The organism is Caballeronia sp. TF1N1, assembly GCF_022878925.1.
GTDB lineage: Bacteria > Pseudomonadota > Gammaproteobacteria > Burkholderiales > Burkholderiaceae > Caballeronia.
Genome location: NZ_CP084626.1, coordinates 234,246 through 251,105, shown reverse-complemented (window position 1 = coordinate 251,105; position 16,860 = coordinate 234,246). Strand labels below are relative to the sequence as shown.

The 16,860-nt window shown below is 62.3% G+C and carries 18 protein-coding genes; 14 read left to right on the top strand and 4 right to left on the bottom strand.

Annotated elements, in window-relative coordinates; all coding sequences use genetic code 11:
- On the bottom strand, positions 1 to 567 hold the full coding sequence (locus LDZ28_RS01235; RefSeq protein WP_244826929.1) for an adenine phosphoribosyltransferase: 567 nt from the start codon (positions 565 to 567) through the stop codon (positions 1 to 3).
- A gap of 57 nt (positions 568 to 624) precedes the next feature.
- Positions 625 to 2,619, bottom strand: coding sequence for a monovalent cation:proton antiporter family protein (locus LDZ28_RS01230; protein WP_244826928.1), 1,995 nt, complete (start codon positions 2,617 to 2,619; stop codon positions 625 to 627).
- 161 nt (positions 2,620 to 2,780) lie between these two features.
- On the opposite strand from LDZ28_RS01230, the gene kdsD reads away from it, so the two are divergent.
- From kdsD to LDZ28_RS01170, 12 genes are all read left to right on the top strand, one after another.
- Positions 2,781 to 3,764: an arabinose 5-phosphate isomerase KdsD gene (gene kdsD / locus LDZ28_RS01225; protein ID WP_244826927.1), complete on the top strand. Its 984-nt coding sequence runs from the start codon at positions 2,781 to 2,783 to the stop codon at positions 3,762 to 3,764.
- A complete protein-coding gene (locus tag LDZ28_RS01220; RefSeq protein ID WP_244826926.1) occupies positions 3,764 to 4,330 on the top strand; it encodes an HAD family hydrolase in 567 nt (188 codons plus the stop codon). The genes kdsD and LDZ28_RS01220 overlap by 1 nt, the downstream gene beginning before the upstream one ends.
- A gap of 4 nt (positions 4,331 to 4,334) precedes the next feature.
- Positions 4,335 to 4,937: an LPS export ABC transporter periplasmic protein LptC gene (lptC, locus tag LDZ28_RS01215; RefSeq protein ID WP_244826925.1), complete on the top strand. Its 603-nt coding sequence runs from the start codon at positions 4,335 to 4,337 to the stop codon at positions 4,935 to 4,937.
- A 40-nt stretch (positions 4,938 to 4,977) separates the two neighbouring features.
- Positions 4,978 to 5,679 carry a lipopolysaccharide transport periplasmic protein LptA gene (gene lptA / locus LDZ28_RS01210; RefSeq protein ID WP_244826924.1) on the top strand — a complete coding sequence of 234 codons (702 nt, stop codon included), beginning with the start codon at positions 4,978 to 4,980 and terminating at the stop codon, positions 5,677 to 5,679.
- An 11-nt stretch (positions 5,680 to 5,690) separates the two neighbouring features.
- The gene (lptB, locus tag LDZ28_RS01205; protein WP_244826923.1) at positions 5,691 to 6,458 is read left to right on the top strand and encodes an LPS export ABC transporter ATP-binding protein; all 768 of its coding nucleotides are present in this window, start codon (positions 5,691 to 5,693) and stop codon (positions 6,456 to 6,458) included.
- Between the two features lie 149 nt (positions 6,459 to 6,607).
- A complete protein-coding gene (locus LDZ28_RS01200) occupies positions 6,608 to 8,125 on the top strand; it encodes an RNA polymerase factor sigma-54 (RefSeq protein ID WP_244826922.1) in 1,518 nt (505 codons plus the stop codon).
- Positions 8,126 to 8,304: 179 nt separating this feature from the next.
- Entirely contained in the window at positions 8,305 to 8,664 is a 360-nt protein-coding gene (hpf, locus tag LDZ28_RS01195) for a ribosome hibernation-promoting factor, HPF/YfiA family (RefSeq protein ID WP_244826921.1), read from the top strand.
- Positions 8,665 to 8,747: 83 nt separating this feature from the next.
- A complete protein-coding gene (locus LDZ28_RS01190; RefSeq protein WP_244826920.1) occupies positions 8,748 to 9,020 on the top strand; it encodes a hypothetical protein in 273 nt (90 codons plus the stop codon).
- A gap of 41 nt (positions 9,021 to 9,061) precedes the next feature.
- Positions 9,062 to 9,517, top strand: a complete 456-nt coding sequence (gene ptsN, locus LDZ28_RS01185; RefSeq protein WP_244826919.1) for a PTS IIA-like nitrogen regulatory protein PtsN — start codon at positions 9,062 to 9,064, stop codon at positions 9,515 to 9,517.
- A 222-nt stretch (positions 9,518 to 9,739) separates the two neighbouring features.
- Complete coding sequence (gene hprK / locus LDZ28_RS01180; protein WP_061172712.1) at positions 9,740 to 10,708, top strand: HPr(Ser) kinase/phosphatase; 969 nt, start codon at positions 9,740 to 9,742, stop codon at positions 10,706 to 10,708.
- 81 nt (positions 10,709 to 10,789) lie between these two features.
- Positions 10,790 to 11,686: an RNase adapter RapZ gene (rapZ, locus tag LDZ28_RS01175; protein ID WP_244826918.1), complete on the top strand. Its 897-nt coding sequence runs from the start codon at positions 10,790 to 10,792 to the stop codon at positions 11,684 to 11,686.
- A 35-nt stretch (positions 11,687 to 11,721) separates the two neighbouring features.
- Positions 11,722 to 12,354, top strand: coding sequence for an LON peptidase substrate-binding domain-containing protein (locus LDZ28_RS01170; RefSeq protein WP_244826917.1), 633 nt, complete (start codon positions 11,722 to 11,724; stop codon positions 12,352 to 12,354).
- Between the two features lie 4 nt (positions 12,355 to 12,358).
- Here LDZ28_RS01170 and mutY read toward each other — a convergent pair whose 3' ends face one another.
- Together mutY and mutM are read right to left on the bottom strand one after the other, a co-directional pair.
- Positions 12,359 to 13,420, bottom strand: coding sequence for an A/G-specific adenine glycosylase (gene mutY / locus LDZ28_RS01165; RefSeq protein WP_244826916.1), 1,062 nt, complete (start codon positions 13,418 to 13,420; stop codon positions 12,359 to 12,361).
- A 5-nt stretch (positions 13,421 to 13,425) separates the two neighbouring features.
- The gene (gene mutM, locus LDZ28_RS01160) at positions 13,426 to 14,256 is read right to left on the bottom strand and encodes a bifunctional DNA-formamidopyrimidine glycosylase/DNA-(apurinic or apyrimidinic site) lyase (protein WP_244826915.1); all 831 of its coding nucleotides are present in this window, start codon (positions 14,254 to 14,256) and stop codon (positions 13,426 to 13,428) included.
- Positions 14,257 to 14,342: 86 nt separating this feature from the next.
- On the opposite strand from mutM, the gene LDZ28_RS01155 reads away from it, so the two are divergent.
- Entirely contained in the window at positions 14,343 to 16,211 is a 1,869-nt protein-coding gene (locus LDZ28_RS01155) for a tetratricopeptide repeat protein (RefSeq protein ID WP_244826914.1), read from the top strand.
- A complete protein-coding gene (gene lolB, locus LDZ28_RS01150) occupies positions 16,211 to 16,846 on the top strand; it encodes a lipoprotein insertase outer membrane protein LolB (RefSeq protein WP_244826913.1) in 636 nt (211 codons plus the stop codon). The genes LDZ28_RS01155 and lolB overlap by 1 nt, the downstream gene beginning before the upstream one ends.
- Positions 16,847 to 16,860 lie beyond the last annotated feature (14 nt).

Here is a 16,860-nt window from a genome sequence, read left to right as displayed (position 1 = left end):
TCAATGCCCCGCGAATTCACAAACGGTGTAAAGCGGCACGCCGCTTTCACGCAGCAGTTTCGAGCCGCCCAGATCTGGCAAGTCGATGATCGCCGCCGCTTCCACCACTTCCGCACCGAGCCGGTCCAGCAGAATCTTGCCTGCCATCATGGTGCCGCCGGTCGCGACCAGATCGTCGACGAGCACGATGCGATCGCCCGGTTTGCACGCGTCTTCGTGAATCTCGACGGTCGCGCTGCCATATTCGAGCTCGTAGGACTGTGAGAGCGTCTTGTACGGGAGCTTGCCTTTCTTGCGGATCGGCACGAAACCAAGGCTCAGTTCGTACGCGAGAATCGGCCCGATGATGAAACCGCGCGCATCGAGACCGGCGATCGAATCGAGTTTTGCATCGATATAACGCTGCACGAACAGGTCGATCAACGTGCGTAGCGCGCGCCGGTCCTGCAAGACGGGCGTGATGTCGCGAAACTGCACGCCGGCCTGCGGCCAGTTTTCGACGGTGCGCACGCGCTCCTTGATGAAACGCGCGGCGTCCGGCGTGACGTTCGTAGGGGTAAAGGACATGACTTCTCCAAGTCCGCGCTGTGAGGCCGCGCCCGCCTTGACGATGAAGAGAAAAAGTTACGCTGCCCGGCGGCTGCGCGAAAGCCGCTCTTCGGCTTGCGCGAGCCCTTCGGGCATGCCGCGCAAGACGACGATGTCGTTCGCGCGCAGCTTGGTGTCGGGGGCGGGTTCGACGCCCCGGATGCCGTGGCGCCGGATCGCGGTGACCTCGACACCGTTGCCGACGAGCCCCAGATCGTCGAGCGAATGCCCGACCGCGTCCGATTTCTCGTCGATCGGTACGGATTGTAGCCGCACCTGCTCGTGGCCATCGTCGTCGTCATCGTCATCGGCGCCGTGGAAGTAGCCGCGCAGCATGCTGTAGCGCGCGTCGCGCATTTCCTCGACGCGCCGCACGACGCGGCGCATCGGCACGCCCATCAGCACGAGCGTGTGCGACGCCAGCATCAGGCTGCCTTCGACGATCTCCGGAATCACTTCCGTCGCGCCCGCTGCCGTGAGCTTTTCGAGATCGGCGTCGTCGACGGTACGCACGATCACCGGCAAGGTGGGCGCGAGTTCGTGGATGTTGTGGAGCACGCGCATCGCGGATGGCGTATTCGCGTAGGTGATCGCGACCGTCGCCGCGCGATGCAGACCCGCCGCGAGCAGCGATTCGCGGCGCCCGGCATCGCCGAACACGACCGATTCGCCGGCCGCCGCCGCTGCCGCCACGCGATCCGGGTCGAGGTCGAGCGCCACGTAGGAAATGCCTTCCTGCTCCAGCATGCGCGCGAGATTCTGCCCGGCGCGGCCGTATCCGCAAATGATCACGTGACCGCTTTGCTTGAGACTTTGCGTCGCGATCTTCGTCATTTGCAGCGATTGCAGCATCCATTCCGTCGACGACAGCCGCAGCACGATCCGGTCGGCGTTCTGGATGATGAACGGCGCGGCGAGCATGGACAGCAGCATCGCGGAAAGAATGGCCTGCAGGATGGTCGGATCGACGAGATGCGAATCCAGAATCAGATTCAGCAGCACGAAGCCGAATTCGCCCGCCTGCGCAAGCCCGAGACCCGTGCGCATGGCGACGCCCGGCGTCGCGCCGAACAGGCGCGAGAGCCCGGTGATCATCACGGCCTTGAGCAGAATCGGCAGGATCAGAAAGCCGAGCACGAGGAACGGATGCTCCCAGATCACGCGCGGGTTCAGGAGCATGCCGGTCGTCACGAAGAAAAGCCCGAGCAGCACGTCGCGAAACGGCTTGATGTCCTCTTCCACCTGATGCCGGTAAGGTGTCTCGGCGATCAACATGCCCGCGATGAATGCGCCGAGCGCAAGCGACAGCCCGAACTTGTCGGTGATGAACGCGGCGCCGAGCGTCACCAGCAACAGGTTCAGCATGAAGAGCTCTTGCGAGCGCCGGCGCGCGACCAGATCGAACCAGCGCGTCATGAACTTCTGGCCGATGAACAGCAGCACCGTCAACGCGACCACGATCTTGATTGCCGCGATGCCGAGCCACATCGCGAGTTGCGACGAATTGCCGTTGCCGAACGCCGCGATGATGATGAGCAGCGGCACCACCGCCAGATCCTGAAACAGCAACACGCCGAAGATGTTGCGACCGTGCTCCGATTCGAGTTCGAGCCGTTCCGCGAGCAGCTTGCTGACGATCGCGGTCGAGGACATCGACAACGCGCCGCCGAGCGCGAAGCTCGCCTGCCAGGACATCGAAATCCAGAAATTGGCGATCCAGCCGAACAGCAGCGCAAGCACGATGGTCGCCCCGACCTGGCTCGCGCCGAGTCCGAACACGATGCGCCGCATCGAGCGCAGCTTCGACAGCGAGAATTCGAGTCCGATGGAAAACATCAGGAACACCACGCCGAATTCGGCGAGATGCTGGGCGCGGTCGCTATCCGGCGCGATGCCGGCCGCATGCGGACCCACGATAATGCCGACGGTCAGATAACCGAGCATCGGCGGCAAATTGAAAAAGCGAAATACGACGACGCCTGCCACTGAGCAGAGCAGCAACAACAGCGTCATTTCGAGCGGAGAAATCATCCGTCCAGCGTCCTCGTTCGTCGGCGTTCCGGCACGCGCGAAGGTCGCGCGACGGTGTCGTGGAAAGGCCCCTGACGCCGGGGCCTGCGGGGGCGGATAGGCGGCGGCGCGTCACGCCCTCGAGCGGCGCGGCGAAGAAACGCCTTTGCTATACTCCGCGCATGATAGCGAAAATCAATGGCGACCGGGCACTGGGACTCGCTCGCGACGTGATCCAGATCGAAGCCGACGCCGTTCGCGGGCTTTCAGAACTTCTCGACGAAAACTTCACGAACGCAGTCGAAACGCTGCTTGCCTGCCGCGGGCGCGTGGTCGTGTCCGGCATTGGCAAGTCGGGACACGTGGCGCGCAAGTTCGCCGCCACGCTCGCAAGCACGGGCACGCCGGCGTTCTTCGTGCATCCGGCCGAGGCGAGCCACGGCGACCTGGGCATGGTCACGGCCGACGACATTTTCATCGCGTTGTCCAACTCGGGCGAAACCGAGGAACTCGTCGCTATTTTGCCGCTCATCAAGCGTCTTGGCGCAAAACTCATCGCCATTACGGGACGGCCCGAATCCAGCCTCGCGCAACTTGCGGACATGCATCTGAACGTGCGCGTCGAAAAGGAAGCGTGTCCCATGAATCTCGCGCCCACGGCCAGCACCACGGCCGCGCTTGCCATGGGCGATGCCCTCGCCGTCGCCGTGCTCGATGCGCGCGGCTTCGGTCCCGAGGATTTCGCGCGTTCGCATCCGGGCGGCGCGCTCGGCCGGCGCCTCCTGACTTATGTGCGCGACGTAATGCGCGTGGGCGACGAAGTGCCGGTCGTCTCGCTCGACGCCACGGTATCGGACGCGCTCTTTCAGATCACAGCCAAGCGCATGGGCATGACGGCGGTCATCAATGGCGATCGTCACGTGGAAGGCATCTTCACGGACGGCGACCTGCGTCGCATCCTGCAGCGCGACGGCGATTTCCGCGCGCTGAAACTCGCCGATGTCATGACGCGTAATCCGCGCACGATCGGTCCGGACCATCTTGCCGTCGAAGCCGTGGAACTGATGGAGCGCTTTCGTATCAATCAGATGCTGGTCGTGGACGCCGACGCGACACTGATCGGCGCGCTGAACATGCACGACCTCTTTTCCAAGAAGGTGATCTGATGGCGCAAACGCCTTCTTCCGCCGCTTCTGACGCATCCGCCGCGTCCGCTATCGAACGCGCGAGCCGCGTGAAGCTCATGATTTTCGATGTCGACGGAGTCTTCACCGACGGCAGCCTCTTCTTCACCGCCGAAGGCGACGCGATGAAATCGTTCAACTCGCTCGACGGCCACGGCGTGAAGATGCTTCAGTCGGTCGGCGTGCAGACGGCGATCATCACGGGCCGCAAGTCGGGCATCGTCGCGGCGCGCGCGAAGGAACTGGGCGTCACGCATCTTTATCAGGGCGTCGCGGACAAGACCGTTGCCCTCGCCGAGTTGCTCGCCGCGACCAAAATAGCAGCCGACGAAGCCGGCTACATGGGCGACGACTGGCCCGACCTCGCCGTGATGCGCCGCTGCGGTTTCGCGGCCGCGCCGGCGAACGCGCATCCGGAGGTGATCCAACGCGTGCATTTCGTGGCCGAAGCGCGTGGCGGTCAAGGCGCGGTGCGCGAAGTCTGCGACGTCATCTTGCGCGCGCAGAACCGCTACGACGCGCTGCTAGCCGCGGCGCTCGGAGAATAAGCCAATGCCTCGTCCCGGCCGTTTCTCCTCCTTGCTGCCGCTCGTCGCCATGGCGGCGCTCGCGGGCATCACCTATTGGCTTCTGCAGAGCACGCTGCCGTCCGGCGCGCCCGCGCCCGAGCAGCCAAAGCGTCATACCGCCGATTACTTCGCCGAGAATTTTTCCGTCTCCGAACTCGATACCTCGGGCACGACGCAGTATCGCCTTACGGCCAAGTCCATGGTGCATTACGAAGACGACGAAAACAGCGACCTGACGCTGCCCGCCATGCGCATGTTCCAGCCGCAAAAGCCCACCGTCACGGCGACGGCGCAGCGCGGCACGGTGAACGGCGACGTGTCCATCGTCGATCTCTACGACAACGCCCGCATCCTGCGCGCAGCCGGTTTCGGCGATCCGCAGATGCAAGCGGATTCGCAGCATTTTCGCGTGCTGGTGAACGACGATGTCATCGAGACGGAAAAACCGGTTAGACTTCAGCGCGGCCCGTCCGTGATGACGGCCAACGGCATGAACTACAACAACGTGACCCGGGAAATGAAGCTCTTTGGTAACGTGCGCGGCGCGATAGCCGCGTCGGACATCAATGGCGGCTCGTCAAAGTAACCTAGTTATCCCGGCAAATCCTTCCGAATTTTGTGACTGCATGAACCAAAGCTTCCCTCGTCCCGATGGCGGCCACACGCGCGCAATGTTCGCGCGCCGCACCGCGCACGCCGTGCGGGCCGGGCTCGCGGCCGCCCTGGTCTCGCTGACTTCGCTTACCGCGATGCTGGCGCTGCCAACTGCGGCGCACGCCGAAAAGGCCGACCGCGACAAGCCGCTCAACATCGAAGCGGACAACATGTCCTACGACGACCTGAACCAGAAGAACGTGTTCACCGGTCACGTCGTCGCGACCAAAGGCACGATCGTCATCAAGGCGGATCGCGTCGATGTCACGCAAGATCCACAGGGCTATCAGTACGCGACCGGCACCTCGACCGGCAACAATCTCTCGTACTTCCGTCAAAAGCGCGATGGTCTCGATGAGTACATCGACGGCAACGCGGTTCGTATCGACTACGACGGCAAGAACGACTTCACCAAACTCACGACGCGCGCCACCGTGCGCCGCCTGCAAGGCCTGACCAAGGTGCAGGACGAAGTGCACGGCAGCGTCATCACCTACGACGGTCAGAAAGACTTCTACACGGCAACCGCTGGCAAGGACGTGGCCTCACCAGGCAATCCGACCGGCCGCGTGCGCGCCATGCTCGCGCCGCGCAGCGGCAACGCGGCGTCGCTGGATGGCCCGCCCGCCACGCTTGCACCGTCGAACACTCTAAAGGGAACGCCGCAGCAGTGAACTCGCCAGCCATGCCCCACCGTAAGCCGGAAGGCCAGTCGAGCTCGCTGGTCGTGCGCAATCTGAAGAAGCGTTACGGCTCGCGCACCGTGGTGAAAGACGTGTCGCTCGATGTGAAGAGCGGCGAAGTCGTCGGTCTGCTTGGGCCGAACGGCGCAGGCAAGACTACGTCGTTTTATATGATCGTCGGCCTCGTGCCGCTCGACGCAGGCGAAATCGTGCTCGACGATACCTCGATCAGCCTTCTGCCCATTCACCAGCGCGCGCATCTCGGTTTGTCGTATCTTCCGCAGGAAGCCTCGGTGTTTCGCAAGCTCACCGTCGAGCAGAACATTCGCGCGGTGCTCGAACTGCAGACGGACGAAACGGGCAAACGCCTGTCCAAAGACGCCATTACACAGCGCGCCGAAGCCCTGCTCGATGAACTGCAGATTGCGCATCTGCGTGAGAATCCGGCATTGTCGCTGTCGGGCGGCGAGCGCCGGCGCGTTGAAATTGCGCGCGCGCTTGCAACTAACCCGAGCTTCATCCTGCTCGACGAGCCGTTCGCGGGCGTCGATCCTATCGCGGTGCTGGAAATCCAGAAAATCGTGAAGTTTCTGAAGCAGCGCAACATCGGCGTGCTGATCACGGACCACAACGTGCGCGAGACGCTCGGCATTTGCGACCACGCGTACATCATCAGCGATGGCAGCGTGCTGGCAGCGGGTGCGCCGAGCGAGATCATCGAGAATGAAAACGTGCGGCGCGTTTATCTGGGTGAGCATTTCCGCATGTAACGCGTAGGACGAAAGGCGCGTGTACCGCGCCGCATCAAGTCGCAAGTGCAATTTTTACGTGCCGCCCACCGAGGCGGCACACGCTTTTTTGGATTCGCCGCGAGGTTTCGCGCGCGTGGCAAACTCTCTACAATGAATAAAAATTTGCCATGAAAGCCAGCCTCCAACTCCGACTATCGCAGCATCTTGCGCTGACCCCACAACTGCAGCAGTCCATTCGGCTGCTGCAGTTGTCGACGCTCGAATTGCAGCAGGAAGTGGCAATGGCCATCGCGCAAAATCCGCTGCTCGAGAACGAGGACGACTGGATCGCGAGCCCGCTGCGCGTCGCGGCAGACGGCTCGCTGATCTCGTCTCCCGCTTCGAACAATTCGGCGCCCGAACCCATGATGAGCAACGGCTCGTCATCGAGCACGTCGAGTTCCGATCGCTCGGAGAACGGCGAGCCGCAAGGTGTCGACGAATACAACGGCATGGGCTCCGACAACGGTGCGGACTCGAGTTCGTGGAACCTCGAAGACTATGGCCGTTCGAACAATGCCTCCGACGACGACGATCTCCCGCCGCTGCAAATCCACGAATCGACCACGACGCTGCGCGACCATCTGACCGCGCAGTTGCGCATGACGTCGGCGAACCAGCGCGATCGCGCGCTGATCACGTTCCTGATCGAGTCATTGGACGAAGACGGTTATCTCACGGCTACGCTCGAAGAAGTCCAGGCCGATCTGCCCGACGAACTTGAAGTCGATGTCGACGAACTTAGCGCGGCACTCGCCTTGCTGCAGAGTTTCGATCCGCCCGGTGTGGGCGGCCGCTCGGCATCCGAATGTTTGAAGCTGCAATTGCTGCGACTGGATGGTTCGCCCACGCGCACGCTCGCGCTGGACATCGTCAACAATCATCTGGAATTGCTTGCCGCGCGAGATTTCACGCGTCTGCGCAAGCATCTGAAGGCGAGCGACGATTCGCTCCGGGACGCGCATTTGCTGATCAAGTCATTGGAGCCGTTTCCAGGAGCTGCCTATGGCAAGAGCGAAGCCGATTACGTCGTACCGGACATTCTCGTGCGCAAGATGTCTGGCGGGTGGACCGCCGAGTTGAATCCGGAGATTGTGCCGAAGCTGCGTATCAACCACTTGTACGCGAACATTTTGCGCAACAACCGTGGTGATCCGGGCAGCGGTTCGTTGCGGCAACAACTTCAGGAAGCGCGCTGGCTCATCAAGAATATTCAGCAGAGATTCGAGACGATTCTTCGCGTCGCGCAGGCCATTGTCGAGCGTCAGAAGAACTTCTTCGCTCATGGCGAAATCGCCATGCGGCCCTTGGTTTTGAGGGAAATTGCTGATACGCTGGGTTTACACGAGTCGACGGTTTCACGCGTGACGACCGGAAAGTACATGCTCACCCCATTCGGGACGCTTGAATTTAAGTACTTCTTCGGATCGCATGTTTCGACTGACACTGGAGGCGCGGCATCGTCCACGGCGATCCGGGCCCTCATCAAGCAACTGATAGGAGCGGAAGACCCTAAAACTCCTCTTTCAGACAGCCGCATCGCCGAACTGCTGGCGGAACAAGGCTTCGTGGTCGCGCGGCGCACTGTCGCCAAGTATCGCGAGGCACTGAGAATTCCCGCAGTGAATCTGCGCAAGTCTCTTTGACCCGTCTCTATAGTCTGTCGCATGTCGCGACGGACGTTTACCGGCCGCAGCGCAAATGCGCGGACGAGCCGGCCGGTGCGCCCTTCCTCACGCGCTCGTAGCTCATGCGCTCTGGAGTCGCATCGCCGACCGGTATCGGACGAGCCTTGGCCTGGCGGCCATCAGCTTGGAGAGCAACTATGAACTTGAAGATCAGTGGACACCACCTCGAATTGACGCCTGCGTTGCGCGAGTACGTGATCACGAAACTGGACAGGGTGCTGCGTCACTTCGATCAAGTGATCGACGGCAGCGTTGTCCTCTCGGTCGACAATCATAGGGAAAAGGACAAGCGGCAAAAGTGTGAAATCAATTTGCACGTGAAGGGCAAGGACATTTTCATCGAGAGTTGTGACGTTGATATGTACGCGGCCATCGATCTGATGGTGGACAAGCTGGATCGTCAGGTCATCAAGCACAAGGACAAGATCCAGGGCCACGCTCACGAGGCCATCAAGTACCGCGCCGAAGCGCAAGAACTGGAAGCGCCGTCGCCCTGAATGCGGCGCGTCGCGTGATCCGAGGTCGTTTTGCACGTGCCCGCCGCCAGCCGGTGGGCGGGTTTGGAGGGAATCCTCCAACCTTGGCCGAACAGTCATCGAGAGCACAGACCAGAGCAAAGCCGCCCGCCTTGGCGGCTTTTTTGTTGGGAATCGGTTACGAGTCAGCACAAGCCATTGATTTCCCGGGTTTTGTACTGCACATTGAGTTGCAAATAGGGCAATGGCGCGCCGCACCATCACGCATTACCCTGTTCTATAATGGCCCGGTTGTTACAGGGGTTAACCAAACAGATACGCTGCAGGAAGCCCAAGCGCATTTTCCGTCCGATCGTCGCCGTGCGCGCTTACAGTAGCCACGATGAGGAGCTATCAGGCCACGCATCAGCCTGCCAACATGAATCGTTTAGCTAAATTTCTTCCCATCGAGAACGTGGTTCTCGGACTGGCCGTTACCAGCAAGAAGCGTGTATTCGAGCAGGCGGGTCTGATTTTCGAGAACCAGAACGGCATCGCCCGCAGCATCGTCACCGACAATCTTTTCGCTCGTGAGCGTCTCGGCTCGACTGGCCTTGGCGAAGGCGTCGCCATTCCGCATGGCCGCATCAAGGGGCTGAAGCAACCGCTCGCCGCCTTCGTGCGCCTGGCGGAGCCTGTCGCGTTCGAATCGCCCGACGGGCAGCCGGTTTCGCTCCTGATCTTCCTGCTCGTGCCCGAGCAGGCGACCCAGCAGCATCTTGAAATTCTCTCGGAGATCGCGCAATTACTCTCCGACAGCGAAGCGCGCGAGCGTTTGCACAAGGAAGAAAATCGCGAGGCCCTGTATCAGGTCCTCACGCAGTGGCAGCCGTAAGCGGCGCGCTCGCACTGCCGAGAGCCGCATTTGCAGCAGGCCAGCCGCCCTTCCCTGGCTTTTTGGGGCGTCTCGCTTATGCGGTGCTTCTGCGGCACAATCGTTTCAAACGCGATCTGAACGCGGGTCAAACGCAGTGAAATGCAGCACCATGCGGCTGATTGAAGCAATTCGCTTCGGCGCGCGTTGGCTGCTCCCGGCTTCCAACGGAGTTCCGGCCTCATGGATACGTCCAGCATCAACGCCCAAAGCATTTTCGACGACAACGCCGCCACTTTGAAGCTCAGTTGGCTGACTGGGCACGAAGGCTGGGAACGCGGGTTTTCGAGTGAAACCGTTGCCAACGCGACCTCCAGCGCGGACCTGGTCGGCCACCTGAATCTGATTCACCCCAACCGTATCCAGGTGCTCGGCGACGCCGAGATCAACTACTACCAGCGCCAGTCCGATGAAGACCGTTCGCGCCACATGGCCGAACTGATCGCGCTGGAACCGCCGTTTCTGGTGGTGGCCGGCGAAGTCGGCGCGCCGCCGGAACTCGTGCTGCGCTGCACGCGATCGTCCACACCGCTTTTCACGACGCGCATGTCCGCGGCCGCGGTCATCGACAGTCTGCGCGCTTACATGTCACGCATTCTCGCGCCACGCGCCACGCTGCATGGCGTGTTCATCGACATTCTGGGCATGGGAGTGCTTCTGACCGGCGACTCCGGCCTCGGCAAAAGCGAACTCGGGCTGGAGTTGATCAGCCGTGGTCACGGTCTGGTGGCCGATGACGCCGTGGATTTCGTGCGCCTTGGTCCTGATTTCGTCGAAGGGCGCTGCCCGCCCCTGCTGCAAAATCTGCTCGAAGTGCGCGGTCTCGGTCTGCTGGACATCAAGACGATTTTCGGCGAGACCGCCGTGCGCCGCAAAATGAAACTCAAGCTGATCGTGCAATTGGTCCGTCGGCCGGATGGCGAGTTTCAACGGCTTCCGCTGGAAAGTCAGACCGTGGATGTCCTCGGTCTGCCGATCAGCAAAGTGACGATTCAAGTCGCCGCGGGCCGAAACCTTGCTGTGCTGGTAGAAGCGGCGGTACGCAATACGATCCTGCAATTGCGCGGCATCGACACGTTGCGGGACTTCATGGACCGTCAGCGGCTCGCCATGCAGGACCCGGATAGCCAGTTCCCCGGCAAACTGATCTGATTTCCCGCCCGAGTTCACGCTCGAAGCGCGAAAAAACGGACCCGAAGCCAGTGCTAAGATAAGGCAATTGAAGCGAAGCCCATGCGTATCATCCTGATCACCGGCATCTCCGGCTCTGGCAAATCGGTTGCGCTGAACGCTCTCGCGGACGGCGGCTACTACTGCGTCGACAATCTGCCGCCGCGCTTCTTGCCCGAGCTGGCCGATTACCTGTCGAGCGAAGGACAGCAGCGTCTCGCCGTCGCCATCGACGCGCGTTCGAGCCATTCCCTGGACGATGTCCCCGGCATCATCCACACACTATCTAGCAAGTACGACCTGCGCGTGTTGTTCCTCAACGCAAGCACGCAGTCGCTCATTCAGCGCTTCTCCGAGACGCGTCGCCGTCACCCGCTTTCCGGTTCACCCATGCACGAGGCCGATGTCGGCGTGCTCAACTCGCTCGCGGAAGCCATCGAGCGGGAACGCGAACTCGTGGCCGACCTGGCCGAGTACGGCCATCAGATCGACACCAGCAATCTGCGCGCGAACGTCCTGCGCGCGTGGGTCAAGCGCTTCGTCGAAACCGATGCCGCCGACCTCACCCTCATGTTCGAATCGTTTGGCTTCAAGCGCGGCGTGCCGCTCGACGCCGATCTTGTTTTCGACGTGCGCACACTGCCGAATCCGTATTACGACCGCGAGTTGCGCCCGTTCACGGGCCTCGATCAGCCGATCATCGACTATCTTTCGGCGCAGCCCATGGTCGGCGAGATGATCGACGACATTGGCGAATTCGTCGGCAAATGGCTGCCGCGCTTTCGCGACGATAACCGCAGCTATCTCACGGTTGCGATCGGCTGCACAGGCGGGCAACATCGCTCGGTGTACATCGCACAGGCGCTGGCCGCGCACTTTCGCGGCGACGCCAATGTGATCGTGCGGCATCGTGACGCGCCCATCCCCGTGGATGACAGCGCAATCCACACGCGAACCTGATCGCCGCGTCGGCGGTCGCAAACTGGAGGCGCGCAATGTCCTCGAACCCCGTTCTAGCCGACTTGCCGCTGTTTCCGCTTCACACTGTCCTCTTTCCCGGCGGCCTGCTGCCGCTCAAGATTTTCGAGGCGCGTTATCTCGACATGGCGCGTTCGTGTCTGCGCGAGAAGTCGCCGTTCGGCGTGTGCCTGTTGAAGAGCGGTCATGAGATCGCGTCGCCGGGAGATCCGTCGGTGCCGGAAAGCATCGGCTGTCTTGCCGAAATCACGGAATGCGATGTCGATACCTTCGGCCTCCTGCTCGTGCAGGCGCGCGGCACGGAACGCTTTCGGCTCGTGACGCATCGCGTCGACCCGAGCAATCTGCTGGTTGGAACGGCGGAAGTGCTGGGTGAGGATCAGCCGCTGCATGGCGCCGAAACGCTCGCCAAGTTCGGCGCGTGCGCGGAGGTGCTGGAGCGCATCATCGAGACCATCAAAACGCGCGAGCCGCAGAACCTTCCGTTCGTCGAGCCCTATCTCTTTGACGACCCCACGTGGGTGTCGAACCGTCTTGCCGAAATCCTGCCGATTCCCATGCGCGCGCGCCAGAAGCTCATGGAACTGATGGATGCCGGCGCGCGTATCGACGTCGTGCATCACTACATGCAGCATCATCAACTGCTTTAGCGCTTCAGATGAGCGAGCCGGTGAGCCCGTCGAGCAGCTTGCGAACGGGCGCGGGAACGCCGAACGCATCGAGCCGCGAAAGCGGCGCCCAGACGGTTTGCGCGTCGTTCAGTTCGCGCGGCGTGCCACGGGTTTCGCCGAGACGCGGCTCGATTTCCAGTTTGAAATGCGTGAACGTATGCGAAAGCGGCGCAAGCCGCTGCAAGTGCGCGTCGCCGCCAAAACTGTGCGCCACGGCCGCGAGCGCGGCTTCGTCGGCGGCTTCGGGCAAGCTCCAGAGACCGCCCCAGATTCCCGTCGGCGGACGCTTTTCTAGCAGGATCGAATCGCCGTCTTTCAGCACCAGCATCCACGTCTTGCGCGTCGGCACCGCTTTTTTCGGACGCGCCGCCGGCAACTCGCGCTGACGTCCTTCCACGTTCGCCACGCAATCCGGCGCGAACGGACAGCGCGCGCAATCGGGCTTGCCGCGCACGCACAGCGTCGCGCCGAGGTCCATCAGGCCTTGCGTGTAGGCGGTGACTTCATCCTTGTTGGCGGCATCGGGCAAGAGCGATTCGGCGAGCGTCCACATCGCGTTCTCCACACGCTTTTCGCCCGGAAAACCTTCGACGCCGAACACGCGCGCAAGCACACGCTTCACGTTGCCATCGAGGATCGTCGCGCGCGCAGCGAACGCGAACGATGCAATCGCCGCCGCCGTCGATCGGCCGATGCCCGGCAATTCCGCGAGCGCTTCGACTGTCCGCGGAAACGCGCCGCCGTGTTCGAACGCCACGACCTGCGCGCAGCGATGCAGATTGCGCGCGCGCGAGTAGTAGCCGAGCCCGGCCCAGAGCGCCATCACGTCGTCGATCGGGGCGTCCGCGAGCGCAGTCACGGTCGGGAAACGTTCGAGAAAACGCGCGTAGTACGGAATGACCGTGCTGACCTGCGTCTGCTGCAGCATAATCTCCGAGAGCCAGATGCGGTAAGCATCGCGCGTGTTCTGCCAAGGCAGGTCGTGACGGCCGTGAATGCGTTGCCACGCGATCAGGCGCGCGGAAAAGTCTGTAAGAGCGAGCATTGAGTTCAACGTTGGCAGCGCGGGCAGAAGTACGTCGAGCGTTGCCCCTGGACGATTTGCTTGATGGCGGTGCCGCAAACATGGCAGGGCAATCCGGCGCGATCATAGACGAAATAGTCGAGCTGGAAGTAGCCCGATTCGCCATTGCTGCCGACAAAGTCGCGCAGCGTGCTGCCGCCCTTTTCGATCGCCGCCGCGAGCGTCACGCGCACGGCATCGGCGAGCAGATCGTAGCGCACGAGCGAGATGCGCCCGGCGGCAGTCGTCGGACGAATGCCCGCGCGAAACAAGCTCTCCGACGCGTAGATATTGCCCACGCCCACGACGATTCCACCTGCAAGCAGCGCCTGCTTCACCGACACCTTGCGCCCGCGCGTCGCGCGAAACAGCAGCGCGCCCGAGAATTCCGGCGAGAACGGTTCGACGCCGAGACTCGCGAGCAAGGGATGAGCGAGAACGTCGCCATCGGCGCGTGCTTGCCACAGAATCGCGCCGAAGCGACGCGGATCGCGAAAGCGCAGGATGAAGTCATCGAACACGATATCGACGTGATCGTGCTTGGCGGCATCCGGTGGGCGCGGCACGTTACGCAAGACGCGCAACGTGCCTGTCATGCCGAGATGCACGATAAGCCAGCCTTCGGCCGTCTCGAACAGCAGATATTTGCCGCGCCTTTCGACCTTCTCTATTTTCAGGCGCGCGAGCGTCTTTGCGAGATGCGCCGGAATGGGCCAGCGCAGCGCGGGCGTACGCACATCGACATGCTCGACGCGCCTTCCGGCGACATAAGGTTCGATTCCGCGACGGGTGACTTCTACTTCCGGCAGTTCTGGCATATTTCCTGGAGAGCGTCTTGCTGGGACGAGTGTGCCGGTATTTTAGCCACCGCGTTACAATCGACCGAAACATCGTCTGGATTTCCATGAACCCGTTCGAAATCAAACTGAATACGTTGCGTCAGGCCGGCCTCATCCGATCGCATGCACGGTCAAGGGCGCGGTTCACGCGCATGGCCGGCGCGATTGCAGTTGCATTGTCCGCGATCGCCTTCACGCCCGCGCACGCTCAGGTACCGAACGCGACACCCGTGCCGAGCACCGACGATCAGGCCGCGGCGCAAAACGCGTCTGATCTTCTGACCGCGCCTGTCAATAACGCGGAGTCGCAGGACTTGCCGAACGTGGCGGCATCCAGCCAGATCGTCTTTCAGGTTCTGGCGGCGGAAGTCGCCTTGCAGCGCGGCCAGGCCGCGCCCGCCTACCAGACTTACCTCTCGCTCGCGCGTGACACGCATGATCCACGCTTCGCTCAGCGCGCCACGGAAATCGCCATTGCCGCGCAGAGCCCCACCGACGCAATGACCTCCGCGCAGCTTTGGCAGCAATTTGCGCCGCATTCCGAGCGCGCCGCGCAGTTGAGCGCTTCGTTGTTGATCGTGTCCGGCAAGCCCGACGACGCGAAGCCCACGCTGCAAAACGAACTCGCCAAGGTTCCGGCCGAGCAACGCGGCGAAGCCATTCTTTCGTTGCAGACGCTGCTTGCACGCGGACCGAATCGCGTAGGCGGCCTGAATGTCCTGAAGGATCTCTCCGCGAACGACTTGGATCTGCCCGAAACGCAACTCGCGCTTGCCCGTCAGCAGTTGCTCGCGGACGACCAGCCGGGCGCGAAGGCATCGCTGGAAAAGGCGTTGAAGCTGCGCCCGGATTACCTGCCCGCGGCGCTCACGCTCGCGCGCATGGGCCCGGAAGAGCGCAAGGAAGGCATCGCTTCGTTCGAGAAGTATCTCGACAAGAATCCGAAGTCGCATGACGCGCGGCTCGCGCTGGCGCAGTTGTATCTGTCGTCGGACCGGCTCGACGACGCGCAGAAGCAGTTCGAGATCATGCGCAAGAACGACTCGAAAGATCTGACGCCGCTCATGGCGCTCGCGCTCATCGACATTCAGAAGAAGCAGTTCGACAAGGCGCAGGACCTGCTCAAGCAGTACGCGCAGGCTGCGGAGGCGTCGCCCAACGGCGATCCGGGACAGGCTTACATCTACCTCGCACAACTGTCGCTCGAACAAAAGGACGAGGCGCAAGCGAGCCAGTGGCTCGACAAGATTCCGCGCACGAGCCAACAGTATTTGCCCGCGCAGATCACGCGCGCGCAACTGCTCGCGAAGCAAGGCAAGGTGGATGAAGCGCGATCGCTTCTCAATGGCCTGCAAAGTTCCGATCCGCGCGACCTCGCACTGCTCGCGCGCACCGACTCGGCGATTCTTTTCGAGGCGCATCGCTACGACGAAGCGGAAGCGAATCTCGCGAAGGCCGTGGCCGCGTTCCCGGACGATCCGGATCTCGCCTACGACTACGCCATGGCCGCCGAAAAGAACGGTCACTACGACGTAATGGAAACGCAGTTGCGCAAGCTCATGCGCGTGGACCCGAGCAATCCGCAGGCATATAACGCACTCGGCTACTCGCTCGTGGATCGCAACCAGCGCGTCGACGAAGCGGTGAAGCTGATCGAGAAGGCGGTATCGCTCGCGCCGAACGACGCCTTCATCATGGACAGCCTCGGCTGGGCCCGCTTTCGCCAGGGCAACGCGGCCGAAGCCGAAAAAATTCTCTCGGACGCCTACAAGATTCAGCCGAACGCGGAGATCGGCGCGCATCTCGGTGAGGTGCAGTGGAAGTCCGGGGAGCAGGATCAGGCGCGCGCCACGTGGCGTCAGGCGCAGAAGCTCGAACCCGACAACGACACGCTCGTCAAAACGCTCAAACGACTTCAGGTAAACGATCTTTGATGGCTTTCGATTTCATTGCCGGCGCGTCGCGCGGTTTCATGCGCAAAGGCGCGCTCGGTTTCACGGCCGCGACCGTGTTGATGCTTGCCGGTTGCGCATTGCAGCCGCGTTTGCCGACCACATCGGATAAGACGACTTCGCTCACCACGCAGACGAGCCGCGCGTATCACGGACGCTTCGCCGTGCAGTACAACGACCAGAACGGCACGACGCGCAACGCCTACGGCAACTTCGACTGGCAGGAAACCGGGGACACCGTGACGCTCCAGTTGCGCAACCCGCTCGGCCAGACCATGGCGATCGTCACTTCGTCGCCGTCGCTCGCGACGCTCGAATTGCCGAACCGGCCGCCAGTGAACGCCGAGAACGTGTCGGAGCTGATGCAGAACACGCTCGGCTTCGCGCTGCCGGTCGAGGGCTTGCGCTACTGGCTGCAGCCGTCCGCGGCGCCAACCTCGCGCGCGCAGACCACGCTCGACCCCGAAGCCAACAACGGCCGCCCCAAAGAGATCAAACAGGACGGCTGGACCATCGACTATCTCGCCTATGCCGACGCGCCCGCGACGGGCGTCAAGCGCGTGAACCTGGTCCGCTCGGAACCGCCGCTCGATATCAAGCTGGTGCTCGATCAATAACGCCTTCGCATCAG